Annotated in this window: 15 protein-coding genes and 3 pseudogenes; 5 read left to right on the top strand and 13 right to left on the bottom strand. The window is 44.7% G+C overall.

Features of this window, described 5'->3' with window-relative positions:
* Positions 1-444, top strand: a 444-nt coding sequence (locus tag IC21_RS01610) for an AAA-type ATPase lid domain-containing protein (protein ID WP_193351978.1), incomplete at its 5' end; no start/stop codon positions are given.
* A gap of 96 nt (positions 445-540) precedes the next feature.
* Here the strand turns inward: IC21_RS01610 and IC21_RS01605 are convergent.
* The 4 genes from IC21_RS01605 to hsdR all read right to left on the bottom strand — a co-directional run bounded on the left by IC21_RS01605 (position 541) and on the right by hsdR (position 7,158).
* The gene (locus IC21_RS01605; RefSeq protein WP_029142668.1) at positions 541-1,992 is read right to left on the bottom strand and encodes a restriction endonuclease subunit S; all 1,452 of its coding nucleotides are present in this window, start codon (positions 1,990-1,992) and stop codon (positions 541-543) included.
* Complete coding sequence (locus IC21_RS01600) at positions 1,989-3,419, bottom strand: class I SAM-dependent DNA methyltransferase (protein ID WP_029142667.1); 1,431 nt, start codon at positions 3,417-3,419, stop codon at positions 1,989-1,991. The genes IC21_RS01605 and IC21_RS01600 overlap by 4 nt, the downstream gene beginning before the upstream one ends.
* Positions 3,420-3,559: 140 nt before the next feature.
* Positions 3,560-3,757 (bottom strand): hypothetical protein, encoded by a 198-nt coding sequence (locus IC21_RS01595; RefSeq protein ID WP_029142666.1) that lies wholly within the window; start codon positions 3,755-3,757, stop codon positions 3,560-3,562.
* 188 nt (positions 3,758-3,945) lie between these two features.
* On the bottom strand, positions 3,946-7,158 hold the full coding sequence (hsdR, locus tag IC21_RS01590) for a type I restriction-modification system endonuclease (protein ID WP_029713860.1): 3,213 nt from the start codon (positions 7,156-7,158) through the stop codon (positions 3,946-3,948).
* A gap of 536 nt (positions 7,159-7,694) precedes the next feature.
* On the opposite strand from hsdR, the gene IC21_RS01585 reads away from it, so the two are divergent.
* Positions 7,695-9,176, top strand: coding sequence for an amino acid permease (locus tag IC21_RS01585; protein WP_029142664.1), 1,482 nt, complete (start codon positions 7,695-7,697; stop codon positions 9,174-9,176).
* A gap of 181 nt (positions 9,177-9,357) precedes the next feature.
* Here the strand turns inward: IC21_RS01585 and IC21_RS01580 are convergent, their stop codons facing one another.
* Genes IC21_RS01580 through IC21_RS01565 form a run of 4 tightly spaced genes read right to left on the bottom strand, consistent with a single transcriptional unit; the run spans position 9,358 to position 12,071 of the window.
* A complete protein-coding gene (locus tag IC21_RS01580; protein ID WP_029142663.1) occupies positions 9,358-10,011 on the bottom strand; it encodes a TetR/AcrR family transcriptional regulator in 654 nt (217 codons plus the stop codon).
* Positions 10,012-10,024: 13 nt separating this feature from the next.
* Positions 10,025-11,248, bottom strand: a complete 1,224-nt coding sequence (locus IC21_RS01575) for an ABC transporter permease (RefSeq protein ID WP_029142662.1) — start codon at positions 11,246-11,248, stop codon at positions 10,025-10,027.
* Positions 11,245-11,349: a hypothetical protein gene (locus IC21_RS01570; protein ID WP_014097127.1), complete on the bottom strand. Its 105-nt coding sequence runs from the start codon at positions 11,347-11,349 to the stop codon at positions 11,245-11,247. The genes IC21_RS01575 and IC21_RS01570 overlap by 4 nt, the downstream gene beginning before the upstream one ends.
* Entirely contained in the window at positions 11,346-12,071 is a 726-nt protein-coding gene (locus tag IC21_RS01565; RefSeq protein WP_029142661.1) for an ABC transporter ATP-binding protein, read from the bottom strand. Before IC21_RS01565 ends, IC21_RS01570 begins: the two co-directional genes overlap by 4 nt.
* 324 nt (positions 12,072-12,395) lie before the next feature.
* Here IC21_RS01565 and IC21_RS01560 point away from each other — a divergent pair, with 324 nt between their 5' ends.
* The 3 genes and pseudogenes from IC21_RS01560 to IC21_RS01555 all read left to right on the top strand — a co-directional run bounded on the left by IC21_RS01560 (position 12,396) and on the right by IC21_RS01555 (position 14,561).
* Positions 12,396-13,289 (top strand): fructose bisphosphate aldolase, encoded by an 894-nt coding sequence (locus IC21_RS01560; protein ID WP_029142660.1) that lies wholly within the window; start codon positions 12,396-12,398, stop codon positions 13,287-13,289.
* Between the two features lie 174 nt (positions 13,290-13,463).
* A pseudogene (locus IC21_RS17640) lies at positions 13,464-13,563 on the top strand (hypothetical protein); the annotation flags it as partial.
* Positions 13,564-13,961: 398 nt separating this feature from the next.
* Positions 13,962-14,561, top strand: a complete 600-nt coding sequence (locus IC21_RS01555; RefSeq protein ID WP_029142659.1) for a DUF6609 family protein — start codon at positions 13,962-13,964, stop codon at positions 14,559-14,561.
* 128 nt (positions 14,562-14,689) lie between these two features.
* Here IC21_RS01555 and IC21_RS01550 read toward each other — a convergent pair whose 3' ends face one another.
* The 5 genes and pseudogenes from IC21_RS01550 to IC21_RS01530 form a co-directional block, all read right to left on the bottom strand.
* A complete protein-coding gene (locus IC21_RS01550; protein WP_029142658.1) occupies positions 14,690-15,547 on the bottom strand; it encodes an aldose epimerase family protein in 858 nt (285 codons plus the stop codon).
* 49 nt (positions 15,548-15,596) lie between these two features.
* Positions 15,597-17,119: pseudogene (locus IC21_RS01545) on the bottom strand (IS5 family transposase).
* 123 nt (positions 17,120-17,242) lie between these two features.
* A pseudogene (locus tag IC21_RS01540) lies at positions 17,243-18,184 on the bottom strand (DEAD/DEAH box helicase); the annotation flags it as partial.
* Between the two features lie 85 nt (positions 18,185-18,269).
* On the bottom strand, positions 18,270-18,665 hold the full coding sequence (locus tag IC21_RS01535) for a (deoxy)nucleoside triphosphate pyrophosphohydrolase (RefSeq protein WP_017553139.1): 396 nt from the start codon (positions 18,663-18,665) through the stop codon (positions 18,270-18,272).
* Positions 18,666-18,789: 124 nt separating this feature from the next.
* Positions 18,790-19,710 (bottom strand): restriction endonuclease, encoded by a 921-nt coding sequence (locus IC21_RS01530; RefSeq protein ID WP_013860486.1) that lies wholly within the window; start codon positions 19,708-19,710, stop codon positions 18,790-18,792.
* Between the last annotated feature and the right edge of the window lie 9 nt (positions 19,711-19,719).

Genomic DNA, 19,719 nt, shown 5'->3' with positions numbered 1-19,719 from the left:
GGTGTCGTGCCGTTTTTTACCCCGCCGTTACGGGACCGGCTGGAAGATTTGCCCCTTCTCACCGGCCATTTTATTCAAAAATACAATCCCCTTTTTCAAATGAATGTCAGGGGGATCACACCGGAAGTGCTCACTTTCTTCCGGTCGTACCGCTGGCCTGGCAATATACGCGAGCTGGAGCATATGATTGAGGCAGCGATGAATGTCATGCTCGATGAAGACATGATTGAGCTTCGCCATCTGCCCATGCAGTACCGGCAGTCCGGCCACTTCAATTCGCCGGCGGAAAAATCACCGCTTTTAAAAGACCGGCTGCTTGAATATGAAAAACAATGCATTTTAGAGGCACTTGAGGCAAACGGGTCGAATATATCAAAAGCAGCAGAACAGCTCGGGTTAAGCCGGCAAAGCCTCCAGTACCGGATGAAACGGCTCGGGATTTGACGTTTGTAAAACACAGCCGGCTTCAAAGATCACCTCTAGCCAGGCAGGTTAGAAAAATGCAGGGGACTCAACAAACAGCCCCTGCCATGATTACGCTTATTTCACTTGTTCCTGCAGCACTTCTTTTAATAACTCGATCGCACTTTCTTCGGTCGGGTCATTCGTTCCAAGCTCGCCGCGGAAGGCTTTGGAGAGGATGGATTGTTTTATTTCGTCTGTATTTATTTTGATTAAATCTTTTATTTTACTTTCTTTTTTAAATATATTTTGTAAAGTGGTGATTATTACTCTCTGTTCTTCTAATGGCGGCAATGGAAAAATAAAGTCTGATATTAACGAGACACTCAAATTTTCTTGATTACCTCCCTTTGCCACCTGTCTAAACCTTTGATAGCCTTCCATAAAATAATAAAATATGAATTCTGGTGCTATATAATCATTAGGCAATAACGCACAAACAGCTTGATTACAAGTCGCTTCCACACTTAAAATAGCAGCTCTACCTCTTGTCAATCCCTGGCCATACATAGCAACCAAAACAGTATTTGGTGGAAGCAACTTTGCAGAACTATTTGCAACTGCTTCAGGAGTAATTTGCTCTTCACTTTCATTAATAGCATTCCATTTTATTTCACCGGTTTTAATCCATGGTATATTTCCTTCGTAATATTCTGGAATAGTTCTTTTTGGAGTGCCTCCAGAAGTAATTGTAAAGACATCTCCTAATCTTACCCATTTCCAAGTTGATGGAATGCTATACCTTAAGTCTTTAATATTAATTTCCTTTGATACTTTTCTCCGTATACTTTGAGATTCCTTTATTTTGACATATAATGACTCGGCATCTTCAATGTTTTTATTTTCCTCTCTCCACTTCCTCGTCAGCTCCCCACGAAACGCCTTATCCAAAATAGCCGCCCCACGCAGTTCAAACGTTTCCTTCGCTTCCTCAATCAACCGTTTTGCTTCATCGATTTTACTTAAAAGACGCTCTACTTTGTCTGCAATGCGTTTTTGCTCTTTTATTGGCGGTACAGCAATAGGGTAAGTTTCAACTTCTTTAGGTCTTGCTCTTGTAAGCGAACCACCTACACCTGATACATTTGATGTAATTAGTTTTCGAAAATAAGGAGACTTCAACAGGTATAGTAAATACTCAGAATAAATTGCTTTATTTTCGCTTATAACAATCCATTCTGTTGAAGCTAGCTGCCGAAACTTCCCATGGTTATTTAATACTTTCCATACCCTATTAATACGAGGATTAATTTTACACAACAAAATTTCATCTTTATTAACCAGCTGTTTACTAGACCCTATTTCATCGCCTTTAATAAATTCAGGAGATCCTTCAGGAAAACTAGGTACACTATATAATTCAAACGTTTCGTCTTTAAAGCTTTTTGGATCAATGTTGCGCTTTTTATCCTTATTAATTGTTTTTAATTTCACCCACACCCAATTCCCCGGCACTTCATACGGCTGCTCTTCCTCCGGCACCAATGCTTCTTCCAATAACTCCTCCATGGTCTTTTGCTTCTTCCTCACTTCACAGCCACCTCATCCGCTTCCACAGCGCGCAGTTCGTCTACCACTTCGCCCAGTAAATCCATTGCCTGCTGCAGTTTTGCGATCGCTTCTTCTGCCGATTCAACCGGGTCTGGCAAGTTTTCGTAGGAGGACAATGACGCATCCGCGATCAGGCCGATGTCGAGGCTGTCACCTTTTTTCGCAATTTCTTCCCGTGTGAACACATTCCAGCGCTCGTCTTCCACTTTCGACCGGTCTTCGGCTTCGTAGGCTTTCATGAAATTTTCGAAATGCGCCATCGTCAACTGGTTGCGTTTGCCGAATGACGGCATGTTCGTACGGAGGTCGTATACCCACACTTCTTTTGTGTTGTCCCGGTCGGTTTTTCCTCTCGTAAAGAACAGGACATTTGTTTTGACGCCTTGTGCATAGAAAATACCGGTCGGCAGCCTTAAAATCGTGTGCAGATTGCATTTATTCATTAAGTCGCGGCGGATTTGCGCACCAACGCCGCTTTCAAACAGCACATTATCCGGCAAAACGACTGCTGCGCGCGCTTTGCCATCATCTTTTAAGGCATTGTAGATCAGCTGCAGGAAATTCAATTGCTTGTTCGATGTGTCAAACGTCAAGTCATCACGCGATACCCGTTCGCCGCCCTTTTTTGTGCCAAAAGGCGGATTTGTTAAAATGACATCCAGATTTTTCATCCATTTCCCGTTGTTGGATAAAGAATCGCCATGCTCAATGCGCCCTTCCATGCTGTGGAGCAGGGCATTCATTAATGCAAGACGGTGCGTGTCTTTTACCAGCTCCATCCCGGAGAAAGCTTCCTTCCTCTGGAATTCCGCCATTTGCGGATCCAGGTCAAAATAGTCATCCGTTTTCTGTCTTACATAACGGTCCGCTGCAATCATAAAGCCAAAAGTGCCGGCTGCCGGATCCGCGCAGCGTTCGCCGATTTTCGGGTCGACCAGCTGCACCATGACATCAATCAGGACGCGCGGTGTAAAATATTGCCCTGCTCCCGATTTCTTTTCATTCGCATTTTTTTCCAGCAGTCCTTCATACAGATTGCCGAGCCCTTCTTCTTTTGCGCTGTACCAGTCGAGGGCATCAATCGATTTAATGATTTTTTCAAGGTTTTTCGGCTCTGAAATGCTGGTCGCTGCATCGCTGTAGATATCGCGCAGCATTTCATTGCCGCTTGTGCCCAAATGCAGCAGCAAATGCTGATAAAATGTTTTTAACTCCGTTCCTTCCTTGGCCACAAGGTCATCCCAGCGATAGCCTTCCGGAATGGCAGACTCCTTTTCTTGTTCTTTCATCATTTTTAAAAACAGCAGATACGTTAATTCCGTCACATATTGCTGATATGTAATCCCGTCATCCCGCAAAACATTACATAAGTTCCAAAGCTTTTGTACGATTTCCTGGTTGTTCATTTTTCTCCTCCTGTTTTTACTGCACATGTTACTTGCAATGAAACAAGCCCTTCTATATTCCAAAGAAAAGAACCCAGTCACTTTTTGGGAGCTTGCATTCAAAGGAGCTGGGTTCTGCCTGTATATGATATTGGCTACCTTTACTTTCGTTCATTTTTGGTTTGAAAAATTTGCACGGATTGATTTTGCATCATTTGTACTGTTTTTGCTTTTTTCCGAATTTGACTCAAGCGTTTTAGCTCTTCTGATGGTGCACTTGGTTCCAAAACCCATTTGATAAAAGCTTCTTTTTCCTGCCTTGTTTCAAATTCAATTTCTATTGGGGGTTTATTGAACACTGCAATCACCTCCGTAGCATATGTAATTATACATATACAATTGTATATGTATATTATATATGCCCAAACCTCAAAAAGTCCATGTTTCTGTCAAGTTTTTCTCGACAAGCTTTAAATATCGGGTCTTCCAAAATAATTAAACCCAGTTCATCCAACTGCCAAAATCCAAATGGATGAACTGGATGTATTTATATCACATACAGATTGTCATTAATTGTATCCACAATCCTATCAATTTCATCACCAAATTCGCGTTTCAAAATCTTATACCCGCCTTGGCTGCGGAACGGTTCTTCCCCAAACGCCTCTTCCGGGTTTGGCGCCAGCACCGGAACTTGCAGCAACTGCTTTTCAATCCGCTGCAGCCATTTTTTCTGCCGCGGCGTCCAGTCATGCAGGGCGTACACCTTTTGCATCGCCCGCCTGATCCGGGTTTCATGGTCAATAAGCGATTCGCCTAATGCAGCTTGGCGAATGAAACTGATGATATCGGCCGCAATATCTTCGTTTTTCGTTTGTTTCCAGGCCGTTTGCAAGTGGGATTGTTTAAACCCTTTCGTCTCCAGTATCGTAATTAATTCACGCAAGTCCTGCCTTGTTAAATCTTTCGGGCGCGTGCAAACGAGGTGGAGTGCGGGAATTTCATTGATATTTTCTTTAATAAATTTTACAAATCCATCCAGGTAATCTTCAGGTCGTTCATTCCCTTCACCATAGCCCCGGATGACTGCTGTTACCCGGTCTGCCTGATTGGAAATATAGCGTTTATCTCCACCTGTCCGGTAATTTTCCATGTACTCAAACAAGAGGCTGTTTTGCTTTGCTTCCTGCGGCGTGTAATATTGAATTTCTTTCGCCCAGTCTTCAATATTTTTGCCATTGGACAGCTCTTCAAATTTCTGTTTTGCTTCTTCACTGAGCCTTTGTTTGCGGCGCTGGATTTTTGCGCCCAACTGATCGCGGTAAAATTTGGCTTCTTCTTCCGTTTGCGCGTTCACAAGCGACTTGTACAGCTCGCCAATACTATCATGTTGCTGTTTCACGACTGGCTTCATTTCTGTATAAGGCTGAAGTTTATCGTAAATCCCAACAGCATCATAAATATTAAAATGGCTTTTCCCGATCTCAGGGCAAAGGCGGGTGGCGCGGCCGAGCATTTGATCATACAGAATACGGGATTGAACGCGGCGTAGAAAGACGAGATTCGTAATGGCCGGCACATCCACACCGGTCGTGAGCAGATCAACCGTCACAACAACATTTGGCAGCCTTTCGTTTTTAAAACGTTTAATGGCATCGAGCGGCTTATAAATATACCCCGTAATTTTCATAATGGCATCATCTTCTATCTCATCGCCGCGTTCGGCATATGCCTCTTTCAATAAACGGACAACCAGGTCTGCATGCTGGTCGGTAGCGGCAAAAATCAATGTTTTTTCTTTACCGGACGGATCAATATAATCCGCCAGTTTATTCAGCACCGCCCTGTTAAAAGATTCCGTGATCACTTTTTTGTTAAACTGCTCCACTTCAAAATGAAGGGTGTCTTCCATTTTTTCCAATTGAATTTCGCCGTTTTCTGCATCATACACTTCGACTTCTTCATCTTTCTCAAAAGTGATCCCCGCTTGCGAAAGTTCCGTTTTGAATACATAAGGCGGCTCATGGTCAACCAGATAGCCGTCCAGTACCGCTTCACTGTACGAGTATTTAAAGATCGGCATGCCAAAAATTTGCGTCGTGTGAAGCGCCGGTGTCGCAGTCAGCCCTAAACAGACTGCATCAAAATAGTCAAGAACGCGCCGGTACTGGCTGACATAATCATTTTGATCCCTGAACAAAAGCTCTTCTTCGGACATTTCCCTGTCGCTTGTATAGCCGCGGTGCGCTTCATCTACAATGATAAAATCGTACTGCCCGACGCTCGGAATCTTTTCTTCATTGCTGTAGAAAAGCCGGCGCACCATTCCCTGCACCGTTGCAATATGCACCTTTGTTGCCACTTCCGGTGAAATGTCCCCGATCGACTTCACATCATAAATATCAGAGAATGAATAACCTTCAATCTTGGTATCTTTCAGGGCATCTTCCGTTTGTTTCCCGAGTGAGTTGCGGTCGACAAGAAAAAGAATGCGTCTGCATTTTTTCGATTTAATGAGCCGGTACATGAGCGCAATCGCGGTACGGGTTTTCCCGGTCCCTGTTGCCATGGCGATCAGCATTCTTCTTTGTCCGGCTTTCAGCGCTTCTTCGGCAGCCAGCACCGCCTTTTCCTGATACGGGCGCAATCCGAATATCGAGATGCTTTCTTCTTCGAGCCGCTGATTGGCATCCTCATCATCCTGGCCCAGTAACATTAACAAATCATCGGGAGAGTGCCAACCTTCAAGCGGGCGGGCGTGTTCAAGCGGCTTACGGGAATCCCAAAACCAAATGCCCGATTCCTCTTGAAGCTGCCTGAGAAAAGGCCGGCCGTTGGTTGCGTAAAGGAAAGGCACCTTATATTCATTTCGCGTTTGCAAAATCTCTTCATTTTCAATTTGGCGCACTTGCCTTGCATACACTTTTGTCTGGCTTTCCAGCGCGCTTGGAATCGTTCTTTTCTTCGCCTTTGCTTCAATGAGCCCGACTAATTTCAAACCGATAAATAAAGCATAGTCCGCTCTGCCGCTGCCCACTTTCCATTCCGCAATGGCCATATTCCGGTTCTTTTCAGGCACTGTACCATGTGTATAATGATTCAACAACGTTGTATCTGCTTCCCAGCCGGCCGCACGCAACTTCTCATCAATAATGGCACGTGTTTCCGATTCCGTCAGTTCGTGGCGGCGCATAAAAGTTGCGGCTCTCTTTTTCCGTTTCGTTTTCTCTTCCGCATTCTCTTCAGAAGCTTTTGCTCTAATGGATTCTAACTCGTCTTCAAGCTTTTTCAGCTTCTCTTCGTATTCCTGTTGAAGCTGTTCCGTATCGACTTTCTTCTGCTCTTTCGGCTCTATGTATTCCGGCGCTTGAAAATCCCATTCTCCGTATACTTCCATAAACCATATGGACAGGCGAAAAGCGAGCCTAAGCAGTGCTTTTGCTTCCTCCGTTGTAAATTTCAACGCTTCGTGCATCGCCTGGTTGCCCTTACGGCGCAGCGTCTCAAAAATATCCAGCAGCTCCGGCTCAATCAAACCTTCCCTGCGCAGCGTATGGATACGATCCACTTGGGATGTCCCGTATGCTTCCTTAATATTTTCGGCTGCCAGTACGAACTTGGTCAACGTCTCGGCAAACAACCTAAGCTTCATAATCGTTGTATGGGGATCCTGATAAATATTTCTCTCAGCCGTCTCGCCCAAATTTGCAAGCACATCCCATTTCCCTTTAAAAAATGAAAAGTTGCTTTTCACTTTCATCACCGTTTTCTTTTTACTTTGCTTTTATTATACAACAAACTATTTATACTTTGGGCGCACAGGGAAACGTTGTCATTGGGTTGAATCAAAATACTGGGTGGCTGAACATATATCCTCTTTATTTTTGCGTAAAAGAGAGTCTGTGATGGCGTTTTCAACTGCGCTCAACTTTAAGGTGTACAAAATGCCCCCTGATTTACAAACACAATGGCATTTTTATTAGCATCCCGGCAGAAATCGGGCCGCCGGGGTCTCATGTTCGCCACGTCTGTGTGTGACCCTCTTTTTGACATTATTTTAGCCGCATGCAAATGGATTTTGCATCCTGAAGGGAAATGCACTCGCGGCCCGCAACATAATCATGCCGGCGCCAAATCATGGTTCGCGCATGTGCAAAAAAATTTTGCATGCATCGCGTTTGCTTCACGAAAAACAGCTCCTCCGCCTTTGGCATGAAAATTGCAAAAAGTCCTGATATGAGAATATATACATTTTTGCAATCGTTCTCATGAACCGAATGAAGGGGGAAAAGAAAAATGGAATTGGAAAAGCAGCAGGACATCCATCTTCCAAAGCAGCAGGGCAGGACACTCCGAAAAGAACTGAAAGCACGCCATTTAACGATGATTTCGATCGGGGGCTCCATCGGAACCGGCCTGTTTCTCGGAAGCGGCGCGGCGATCCATTCGGCGGGGCCGGGCGGGGCACTTGTCGCATACGCACTGGTCGGGGCAATGGTGTATTTTGTCATGACAAGCCTTGGGGAAATGTCCGCCTACATGCCGACAAGCGGCGCTTTCAGCACATACGGGACAAAATTCGTCGATCCCGCTTTCGGATTTGCAATTGGCTGGACTTACTGGTTCAACTGGGCGATGACGATTGCTGCCGAACTGACCGCTTCGATTATGATCATGAAGTTCTGGTTTCCGCACAGCCCGTCGTTATTATGGAGCATGTCCTTTTTTGTGCTCATTTTCCTGCTCAATTATTTGACCGTCAGAGGTTATGGCGAAGGGGAATACTGGTTTTCTTTCATCAAAGTGGCGGCGATTATTCTATTTATTGTGGTCGGCTTATTGATGGTTTTTGGCCTTCTTGGCGGGGAAGCAGCCGGCGTAAAAAATTTCACTACAGGGAAGGCGCCGTTTCCGGGCGGGTTTCTCGGCACTTTTCTCGTCTTTATTGCGGCCGGTTTTTCGTTTCAGGGGACGGAAATTGTCGGGGTTGCCGCCGGGGAAAGCGAAAATCCGGCGAAAAATGTGCCGAAAGCGATTAAAAATGTTTTCTGGAGAATTCTATTATTCTATGTGCTTGCCATCCTTGTCATCGGGCTCCTTGTCCCGTATACAAACAGCAGCCTGGAAAGCGAAAATGTTCTCGTCAGCCCGTTCACGCTTGTCTTTAAAAAAGCCGGCCTTTCATTTGCAGCTTCGATGATGAATGCCGTGATCCTGGCCGCTGTTCTGTCAGCCGGCAATTCCAGCCTGTACGCATCCACGCGCATGCTTTACGCGATGGCAAAGGAAGGACAGGCCCCGCGTATTTTTTCAAAGCTCGACAGGCGCGGCGTCCCGGTGCCGGCCATGATTTTAACCGCAGTTGTCGGTATGCTTGCGTTTTTCACTTCCATTTTCGGGGACGGTGTTGTATATATCTGGCTGATGAATTCGATCGGCATCACCGGCTTTATTTTCTGGCTCGGCATCTGCGTTAGCCATTACCGGTTCCGCAAAGCTTTTCTCGCGCAAGGGCACGCGCTCGATGAACTTCCTTACAGAGCGAAATGGTATCCGTTCGGCCCGGTTTTTGCCATTGCCGTTTGCCTGATTGTGACACTCGCCCAGGACTACCAGGCATTTCTCGCACCGCATATCAACTGGGGAAATGTCATTGCGGCCTATCTCGGCATCCCGTTCTTTCTCGTCTTGTGGTTCGGGTACAAAATCGCAAGAAAAACAAAAATCGTGCCGCTTGATGCACACGATTTCCATGCAATCGCAGAACCCAATAAATAAACCGGGCTCTAAAGTCCCAGGCTTGGGAGCTCCGGCCTGGACATGTTTTTATAAAAAATGCCGGAAAAACTTTGCCCTTGAAATCGTCATGAAGCAACGCAAAGCCGGATTCGTTTGACAAGCCCCGAATAGCAGAAAAGAACCCGGAATTTCGGGTTCTTTTATTTTGCCGCAGATGCGCCTATCTGTTCCGCACCCCGTCCATGATAAACCGGACGGCGGATTCAATCTCAGCCTCTTCATCCCGGGATCCGTTCAGCCCGAAGACAAACTTCAAAATAAATGTGCCGCCGATTGAAAAAAAGATTTGCCTTGCCATCGCCGCAGCAGGCCGGCCTGCCAGTTCCCCGCGTTCCTGGAAAACGCGGATCACCTGCACCAGCCGGGAACCGATATTTTCCGCAACATACGGCATCAGTTCATGGCGGATTTCTTCATTATAAAAAAACTCTTTTACGATGATTTGGAAAATCTCCCTGTTCTGTTTTAAAAAGAGAAGCCGGTCCCAAAGCAGGTTCCGCAAAAAGTCCTCAAAACCGAGGCCATGGTTTGACAGCAGTTTTTCAAAAAGCTCTTCCGCCATCAAAGGAATCGAATCTTTTAAGAACGGAACAATCAGCGAAACAAGCAAATGGTCTTTTGTGCCGAAGTGCCGGAAAATCGTGCCTTCTGCAACGCCGGCCGCTTTTGCGATTTCGCTTGTCGGCGTATTGCCATACCCTTTCTCTGCAAACAAGGCAATGGCCGCCTCCATGATTTTTTGTTTTTTATCCGTGAGCTTCGGGTCCGTCCTTTTTTGCTCCTTCATTGCTTCCAGAAGATTATATTTCGGCAAATTTTCTCCCCCTTTACAGCGCACGGTAACGCCGCAGTGCGACAATATTGAGCAGAATAAAAATGACGGCAAAAATCATAAGGGCCATTAAGTCTTTCCATACATCCCCAAGGCCCATGCCTTCATACATGACCCGCTTTAAGGCATCGGCACCGTAATAAATCGGCATCACTTTTGCAAGTGCCTGCAACCAGACGGCCATCCCTTTTAACGGAATAATGCCGGAGAAAAAGATCTGCGGCACCACCACAAGCGGAATAAACTGCACCATTTGAAACTCTGAAGCCGCAAAAGATGATAATAAAATCCCGAGAGACAGCGCCACAAGCGCGAGCATTAAATTAATGAGCACGACATTCCAGAGTGAACCGGCAAGCACCATATCCAGCACATTCACAGCGTAAAACACGACAATCACGGTCTGGATAACGGCAAAAATGCCAAAACCCGCCAAATAAGCGGCCACAATTTCGCCCCGCTTGACCGGCGTTGCCATCAGGCGGTCGAGCGTGCCCGTTGTCCGCTCTTTCAAAAGCCCAATGCCGGAGATTAAAAATACGAAAAAGAAAACGAAGAAACCCACCAAAATTGGGCTCAGCACATCAAAATATGCCGTATGGCTATTGCCGTATACATATTTTGCTGATACATCCGGTTTGGAAAAAGCCACTTTGACCGGCGCCTGCAACACGCGTTTCGTTCTTTCCGCCTGTTCTTCCAGCTGCTGCACTTTCCCAAAGGCGGGTGACTGTGCGGGAACCTGTTTGATCAAAATATGCTGCGCCTCATTTTGCAAGGCAATGATTTTCTGCACGTCTTGAAGCGTCTTTGCCTGTGCTTTGATTTGTTCGGCCAGCTGCTGCGTGGATTCCGCCGCAATCGCCTGCTTCACTTTCATCTGCAGCGATTTGGCAGTAGACGGATCATTGTTTTGCAAAGTGAGGACATACGATCCACCCTTTTTCTCAAGCAGCCCGTCAAGATTTCCATTCAGCACGGTTTGCTCCGGATCTTTTACTGTTTCATAGTGTTTGATTTTCATATCCGCTTTATCCAACACTTTTACAAGGCTTGCGTCCACGTGGCTGATCCCGAGTCTCGGGCTGGTTGAGCTGCCGTTAAAGAAAAAGTACATAAGCGTCAAAATCAACAGCGGCGCGAGAAACAACAGCGCCAGTGTGCGTTTGTCCCTGAGCATTTCCAGCAAAATTCTTTTGATGAGTGCGGCTGTCCTCATTGCCCGTCCCTCCCTGCTTTCAGGAATATCCGGTTTGCATCATCTGTTTGAAGCAGTTCTTTTAATCCGGCCGTATCGAGCAAAAAGCTGGTTCTCTTCATTTTCCGGTCCTCCCCGCTCTCAAAAACACTTCATTTAAGTTGGCTGCTTCATACATTGCTTTCAATTCGCCCGGTGAGCCGTGCGCCAAAATTTTTCCTTCCCGGATCATGGCGACCGTATCGCATTTTTCCGCTTCATCCATCACATGCGTCGTGACGATAATCGTTTTGCCTTCTTCATTTTTGAGGCGGAGCAGTTCATCCCAGATATTTGCCCTTAGTTCCGGGTCAATGCCGACAGTCGGTTCGTCCAGAATGAGCAATTCCGGATCCTGAATGAGTGCAATCGCAAGCGACAGCCGCCGTTTCATCCCGCCGGAATAGGCAGACACTTTTTGATTGAGGTCATCCTGCAAATGGACAAGGCCTGCTGCGTAGGCAATCCGCTCATGCTGTACCTTTTTCCCCATTTTATAAAGCGATGCAAAAAATTTCAGGTTTTCCTTTCCGGTCAGCTGCATATACAATGCGTCTGACTGTGCCATATAGCCGATATGCTGTAAAACTTCAAGGTCAGGCATTTTTTCTCCCAGCACATGGACCGTGCCGGCATCCGTTTTTTCCATTCCGACCATCATTTTGACCAAAGTGGTCTTCCCTGCCCCAGACGGCCCAATCAACCCGTAAATCCGGCCCTTCCCAATTTTCAAGCTGATATCGTTTAACACAGGCTTTTTCCCGAACTGCTTGCTTATATGTTCCATCACAACCGCAGCTTCCATCCCCGGCCCTCCTCTTTTAGATAAGTGAGTAATGACTCACTTACTATATTGCCATGAAGAAAGCTGGCTTTCAATAAAAAGTGAGTGGTCACTTTAAATCCGGCAAAAATCTGCCCCATTCTCCATTTTTTTGTTTATTATCGGGGCCATTGGAACAATCTTAACATTAGAATATGGGAAACAGCGGAAACGATGCGCTACCGGAATATATTATTTTTTTCTCCCAATCAGTAGTGTTATGCTTATGCATAGAGGTTTCTTTTTCATTCATCGGGATATGAAGAAAAAGAAGCCCTTCAACAAACCTTATAAGGAGAGATCATGATGAACCAAACGCAGTTCGACAAAGTCAAGAACGGAAAAGGTTTTATTGCGGCGCTCGACCAAAGCGGCGGCAGCACACCGAAAGCGTTGGCAAACTACGGCGTGCCGGAAGATGCCTATTCAAACGAAGACGAAATGTTTGATCTTATCCACCAAATGCGGACAAGAATCATCACTTCTCCGGCTTTTGATGGCAAATACATCCTCGGCGCTATTTTATTCGAACAAACGATGGACCGCCAGATTGAAGGCTTGTACACTGCGGAATACCTGGCCGAGAAAAAAGGCATTGTCCCATTTTTAAAAGTGGACAAAGGGCTTGCGAATCTTGAAAACGGCGTTCAGCTGATGAAGCCGATCCCGGATCTGGATGCGACACTCCGGCGTGCAAATGAACACCATATTTTCGGGACCAAAATGCGCTCCCTCATTAAGGAAGCCAACCCGGAAGGCATTAAAGCCGTGGTTGACCAGCAGTTTGAAGTGGCAAAACAAATCATCGCGGCAGGCCTCGTTCCGATTATTGAACCGGAAGTAGACATCCATAGTGCAGACAAAGAAAAATGCGAGGAATTGTTAAAGGCAGAACTACTCAATCATCTGAACGAATTGCCGGAAAAGGATCATGTGATGCTGAAGCTCACCATTCCGACCGTGCCAAATTTCTACAAAGCATTGGTTGAGCACCCGCGCGTTATCCGCGTTGTTGCCCTTTCCGGCGGCTATTCCCGCGAAGAAGCCAATCAAAAACTGAAAGAAAACGATGGCATCATCGCAAGCTTTTCGCGTGCTTTAACCGGGGAACTCAAAGCCAGCCAGACAGATGAAGAATTTAATGCCGCTTTGGAAAAAGCAGTAAAATCGATCTATGATGCTTCTGTCAATAAAAACTAACAGAAACCAGCAGGGCCACCGCAGTCCTGCTGGTTTTTTATTTGGATGATGGCGGCGGGAAGATTTTTTCAGACTGAAAAGATGCATTTTGCGGGAGAGACCGCGCAAAAAAAACCATCATGTTTCCCCGCTTTGTGCATATGTATCGTAAAAAAGAAAGGAATGGCGCCATGACAGTCCGATAACGGGGCATGGAAGCTTTTCGCCGATGAAGAAAACGGCGGCAATCTTTCTGCGACAGTTGAAGCATATTACGCCCTGCAGCTTTGCGGGCGCTCATCCGGGAAGCGGCGGGTGACACACGAACGCGTGAAGCATGGGTGCCGTTATGTAATCATAACTGGTTCACTCCAAATTGGTTTTGTTCATTAACATGTCCAATTTAGATGAAAAAAACGCTGTATTTTCTGGAAGGCACTGAAAAAGTTAGAATGCAAGAAAACGGTGAGGCACTTATTAATGGTGGAGTCCTGCCAGTTTTTTAAGGCTTTTCCGGCGGTGGTTCTTAGGCATACTTTCGTGAAAAACAGCAAAATTACACAAAATTTTCTATTTTTTATTCTGCTTTTCGATTATACTTATATGTAACGGCTTTCTATTACCCATGGCTTGCGGCTCCCGCTGTTAAAAGCAGGTAAAAAGGCAGAAGAAAACATTCAAAAGGGGATTGAGATGATTTCTACATTACTTAGATCGTTAGGTTACGTAAAAGGCGAACCGCTCACTTTCTTGTCCAAAAGGATTTGCGGGCTGTGGCTGGTCTGGATTGCAGCGGTCATTCTCGTGGGCACCCTTTTCGGAGGAGCACAAATGATCAACATGCCGATTTTTGCTACCGGTTATTTTCTCGGATTTGCCTTGATCCTGGCAAACAAGCGGGTTTACAAAAAGCTGGCATTCGGCCGTCCAAGCCGCTTTCAAAATCGAATGACCGTGATTTCAATTTTCCTGGCTGTACTTTTACTCATTGGAATGGGCGGGCCTTTTTTTGCCTCGCATCAATACCGGATGATCTGGCTTGCGGCCTTTTTGGCATTCGGCATCCACTTTTTCCCGTTTGCCGCCGTGCACGGAAAAATCATGCTGCCGCTTGGTGCCCTTTGTTCGGCAAACGCCATTGCCGGCATGCTGCTTTCAAACGTCCCTTTCACTACTTTCGCTTATGCGGATGTAGCGGTCATGGGCATTTTTGGGATCATTTTATTGCGTTCTAAAAACCCGCTAACCCTGGAAAAAACGGTATCAGAAACTTTAAAAGCAGATAAACCGTAATGAAAGTGGCAAATACAGCAGCGATACCTTCTATTGTCCGGGAATCGCCGCTTTTTCTCATGAAAGCTGAAATTTTTGCTCATAGGAATGGCGGAAAAATTCCGGGTCATCAGCAACAGCTGAATGATTTATGATTTGTTTTCCAGGTAAAAGTTAACTTCCAGTACAATGGGTTTGTCCGGTTTTACAAGGATCAGCCCTTCTTTCGTGTTCCGCGCTTCGTTTTTCGCGACCCATGGTTCGATGCAGACGAAAGGCGCACCCCCTTCCACCCAAACGACAGTGTAACGGAAATGTTCGTCTGCTTCAATGGCGAGATCCTTTGTGGCATGGAAAGCTGCCTTTACTGAACCACCTTCAAATATCACGGATTCTTTTAATCCCGCCATCTCCAGTTTCCCAGTAAGTAGCTTTTCTTTGTGGCCATTGTAATCGAAATAAGTTGTTGCAGCGGTCTCCAGTTCCAGCGCTTTATCCCGAATGGCAAAGTATGGATGGAACCCCGGGCAAATCGGCATCGAGTCTACTGACCGGTTTGTGGCTTTCTGCAGGATGGTTACTTTTCCGCCCGCTAAGCAGTACGTTAACTGCATTTCGAAATCAAACGGATAGGAAACACGCGTCTCTGGTGTGCTATGGAAAACCAAAGTGATTTCCGCATGATCCGTGCCGCATGATTGGCCTGCCACTTCTAAAGGGCGCGTCCGGGCAAGCCCATGGTTGGCCATTTGATATACCTGGCCTTCCCATTCATACTGCTTGCCCCTGAGCTGCCCCGCGATTGGGAACAGAACCGGAATCCCGCCGCGGACATTTTTATCAAGATTAAACAGCGTTTCCTCATTCATATACAGCAAATCCTCATCTGCAATATGAATGGCTGTGATCATTCCGCCCCGTTCAGGGCAGACTTCCACAAAAGCCCCTTCCCCCTTCAAGCGGAAAAAGTGCATGCCTTGCCGGTCAAATTCTTCTATGCTGTACATGTGATCCCTCGATTTGTTAAGTAGGGCTTGCTGAACGAATCAGATTTAGTCAGATACAAGCCAAATTCCGATTATCAAAATGGAAAATAGTGTTGTGTAAAAAAATAAAAAAATAACTCTCCGCTCCAGATTCAGTATGAGAAATTGAAGAGATTTCGCTGGTCTCCTGAAGGCGTGCTCGAATAAGGCCCAGCCCATACTTGCGCTTGCCTTCGCCAAATTTGCCTTCAACGGCATTACGTTCAGAGGCATCCTGCCTTGCAACGCGTTCCAAGGTTTTGTCTTCCGTTTTGGATGGGCGTCCTAACCTAGGCCCACTCAGACGAATGCCAAGAGATTTACAGTATGCCAGATTATTACGGTTTCGGTAGATTTTATCTGCCAAAATCGCTTCCGGATAAAATCCGAACCGATTGTAGTAGTGCTCAACAGATTCCCTAAGAGTGGTCCCTTCATTGTAATTTTCCCAGTCGAGGTGCTCAATCAAGGCATAACCATCTACGACACTGATGGCGACTTTTGAACCGAACTCCACGTTCGCTTTTGCCTTGTCGCGCACAATTGGACGGACGTGCGGCTGGGAAGTGCTTACAATCCGGTGTGTTTTCTTTTTGTACATTTCTGCCTGTTGGCGGTAAAGTTCATGAATCACGAGAAGTTGCCGATATTCATCTTTGCTCAAAAGAGACAGGGAGCTTTGGGTAAGAAGATTTTCAATGATTTTCAGATCCCGTTTCACATACCCAAGCTGCTTGCCGACAGCTTTCTGGATTTTCCGGGCGCCAGCTTTACGTTGCTTAGCGACAGAAAGATAGTCCTTGCGGGCTCTTTTTCTGTAGGTCCGTGGCTTACGTAATTTCCCTTTGTGTGGTTCATGCAGGACATCAATGATATGTTCCAATTTCTCACGGGCTTCGTTCAACAACCCGAGGTCTGTAGGGTAAGCAATATCAGCCGGTGCACAGGTTGCGTCCAAAATGAGCTTTCCTCTGTTCTTCGTTTTGGGAGAAGCCGAGTCAGTTGAATGCTTTTCTGAATCGGAACCGGAAGGCTGAAGATCGCCACGATCTAATGATCATTACGATCTTCATCAACATGATCGTCATCGTCGTGATCCTGATCATCATTGTTGTCGTTTTCCTTAGATGTTTCTTCCAATTGGCGTTTTTGTTCTTCCAGAACGATCCATTCATTCAGTTCGTTGATGATATTTGCGCCCAAACGTTTTCTAAAACGAGTCATCAGAGAATGGTCGAATGGGGCTTTTTCCTGGAATTCAGGCAAGCCGATAAAATACTGAAGATACGGGTTTTCTGTGATCTGTTCGACTGTTTCCCGGTCAGACAGCCCAAGCCGTTCTTTGATATAAAGAGCCCCAAGAGCGATTCTGACAGAATAAGCCTTTTCGCCTTTGAATTTTTTCTTGAAGGACTTGGCATACTTTTCTTCCGCCTTCCACCACGGAATTATTTCAGCAAGACGGACCCAGCGATTTTCTTTATTTAATTTTCCACCGAAGGGTAGAAAAAAATCATCTACAAAAGTTAATTGATGTTCGGTCTTTTTGTACATCGCAACAGCCTCCAAGTGCAAGGTTTTTTACATGTTTCCTATGAAATCCTTACACTTTATATTCGACAAAAATAGCCAAAATCCTTGTCAAATCTGGAATTTTTTCTTATTCGGCAAGCCCTATTTAGCATCAGTTTGTTTCGATGTTCCTGATAAAATACCAAACTCATGACTCAATCCACCTAAAATTAATTGAAAATCCTTCATCGCTTTTTGCAATATTTGTTCACGATGCACAATAAAAAGCATTTTCTTTGGCGCAAAACGGCGAACGTCAAAAGCAGAAAGATAGGTTTTCCCTGTACCCGTTGCAGAAATGACAAGCCCTTTGTTTTTTCCTTCATCTCGTAAAGCCTGGATTTTCTTTAAAGCAGCATCTTGCATTTTGTTTGGTTGAATTTTTAAGGCTTCTTGAATCGGATTCGTCTGATAGCCTACTGGAAAATCATATACTTGCTCATTTGTTTTCTTCTCTTCAGCGTAGGTTTTTTCGTATTGCTCGATCCATTCTTCTGTTAGAATCTCAGAGTTTGCCCATACTTCTTCAAATTGATTTTTAAAGTGATGTACAATTTCTCCGTTTTCATGAGAAGTGAGCTTTATGTTCCATTCATAATTTACTTGCAATGCCTGTGCAGTTAAATTGGAACTTCCGACAATTAAAGAATAATAAGCATCGTGTTCAAATATGTATCCTTTTGCGTGAAACCCCTTCACGCTTGCTAGTCGCACTCTAACATTCGTGATCTTCATTAATTCTCTAAAAACTTTCGGGTGATTGAAAATTAAATAAGTTGAGGTCAGAATCCTGCCTGTCACACCTTTTTGTTTTAAGTCTAGAAAAAGAGACTTGAGTGTTGCCAAACCACTTTCTGTAATAAAAGCAACAGAAAACAGAAATGATCTACAGTTCTCCATCTCATTTCGAATCGACGTTAAAACGTCTTCATTTTTCGTCGATTGGTTCACTAATAATTTTGGACGATAGTTTCCTGCATGTTCATGGGCCTCATTAATAAAACCGTGATATAAAGAGGCTTCCAAACTTTTAATCAAGTTACTCATATGCATCACCGTTTTTGTGGGATACCTTTATTGTAATATTCATTCCATTCATCGTAAATCATTTCAGAAAAGGGAAATACAGCATTCAATCTTTGGTAGATGCAATCTCTTCAACAGCAGGTAAATCAGCTGGGGCCCAATCCAATGACATAAGATCTTCTTTGTTCATCCATTTTATTGCAACATGTTCCGTTAAAATGGGTTGTCCTTCTAACAACTTGCAATAAAACGTTGTTAGATGAACAATGCCAAAATCATATTCATACGTTGTGTCCTCCACTTGCTCCCCAATCTCAATTTTACATTTCATTTCTTCCTGTATTTCGCGTTTCAGGGCTTGCTGTGGCGTTTCACCTTCTTCAACTTTTCCACCAGGAAACTCCCATTTATTGGCTAGGGTCCTGCCTGGGCCGCGCTGTGCACAGAGGATTTGATCGTTTTGAATTATAACGGCACCAACTACGTAGATATTCTTTTTCAAGCCTAAGCCTCCAATTACTAAATATTTATATCGCAACCAAGTGCTTAAAATGAAGTGATGATACGTAAGACAAAGTTAAATCTGTCACAGGAAACCAGATTTCCTATTAAGTCAGCAACTGATTTTATTCTTCGTTAAAATAGTCAGAGTCAATATCCTTTATTATATAAGTTATTTTTGGAGAAACGCCAACATTATTATCAATCATTAATTCCGCAAGAGTTTCGCCATCTATTAAAACAATTTTCTTTTCAATTCTTTTTACATAATCCTTTGCTTCCTCGGTAAATCTAGAGGTTGTTATCAATACCCCTTTACGAGCTCGGTTCCCTTCTAAACTTCCCGCAAAAGCCTGGACTACAGGCCTACCGACAGAGCCTTCCCATCTTTTTGCTTGAATATAGATAACATCTAATCCTAATTTATCTTCTTTAATAATTCCATCGATTCCATCGTCACCAGTTCTCCCAATTGCTTGACCCGCATCAGCGTGGGTACCTCCATATCCCATTGCGACTAGTAAATCAACCACCAATTTTTCAAAAAACTCTGGTGAACAGGATTTTACGGTACGTAAGAGCTCATCCATTAAACTTCTTGTGATATCTCGAAAACTGGAGTCCAAGATTTCCTCAGGGGAAAGATCTGATTCTCGATTATTAGGCAATGTTTCCGTGCTATCTTTATGATCTGTACTGTTCTTATTGCTGCGAAACTCCCGGAACTCGTTAAAACGTTCTAAGAACTTTACATCAATTTTCTCAGGGTTTTTATTTAAGACACTTAATCCTTGTTCTGAAATCGTAAATCTTCCTCTTCCAACTTGTTCTAGTAGACCCGCCTTTTTCAAATAAGTTCGAGCCCAACCAATTCTGTTTTTATATTTAAGTTGCTTTCCGCTTGGCAAGTATTCCTTTTTATCTGCGTCTGTTAGACTAAAATAATCAGCAAGCTTTATATACATTTCTTGTAACGTATGCTCATTTCTATCCCCGAGTATTTTTAGAAAAGGTAGCATAAAGGTTTGATAGTCTGGCACTGTCATTTTCATTAC

The sequence above is a fragment of the Heyndrickxia coagulans DSM 1 = ATCC 7050 genome, from assembly GCF_000290615.1.
Taxonomy (GTDB): domain Bacteria; phylum Bacillota; class Bacilli; order Bacillales; family Bacillaceae_C; genus Weizmannia; species Weizmannia coagulans.
This window is presented reverse-complemented; position numbering and strand designations above follow the sequence as displayed.

What these genes read in the sequence shown, in the direction of transcription:
- IC21_RS01570 (WP_014097127.1), bottom strand. Translation starts at nt 11,349, where the DNA reads ATGAAGAGAACCAGCTTTTTGCTCGATACGGCCGGATTAAAAGAACTG.
- IC21_RS01530 (WP_013860486.1), bottom strand. Translation starts at nt 19,710, where the DNA reads ATGACAGTGCCAGACTATCAAACCTTTATGCTACCTTTTCTAAAAATA.
- IC21_RS01560 (WP_029142660.1), top strand. Translation starts at nt 12,396, where the DNA reads ATGAACCAAACGCAGTTCGACAAAGTCAAGAACGGAAAAGGTTTTATT.
- IC21_RS01565 (WP_029142661.1), bottom strand. Translation starts at nt 12,071, where the DNA reads ATGGAAGCTGCGGTTGTGATGGAACATATAAGCAAGCAGTTCGGGAAA.
- IC21_RS01550 (WP_029142658.1), bottom strand. Translation starts at nt 15,547, where the DNA reads ATGTACAGCATAGAAGAATTTGACCGGCAAGGCATGCACTTTTTCCGC.
- hsdR (WP_029713860.1), bottom strand. Translation starts at nt 7,158, where the DNA reads ATGAAAGTGAAAAGCAACTTTTCATTTTTTAAAGGGAAATGGGATGTG.
- IC21_RS01555 (WP_029142659.1), top strand. Translation starts at nt 13,962, where the DNA reads ATGATTTCTACATTACTTAGATCGTTAGGTTACGTAAAAGGCGAACCG.
- IC21_RS01600 (WP_029142667.1), bottom strand. Translation starts at nt 3,419, where the DNA reads ATGAACAACCAGGAAATCGTACAAAAGCTTTGGAACTTATGTAATGTT.
- IC21_RS01585 (WP_029142664.1), top strand. Translation starts at nt 7,695, where the DNA reads ATGGAATTGGAAAAGCAGCAGGACATCCATCTTCCAAAGCAGCAGGGC.
- IC21_RS01575 (WP_029142662.1), bottom strand. Translation starts at nt 11,248, where the DNA reads ATGAGGACAGCCGCACTCATCAAAAGAATTTTGCTGGAAATGCTCAGG.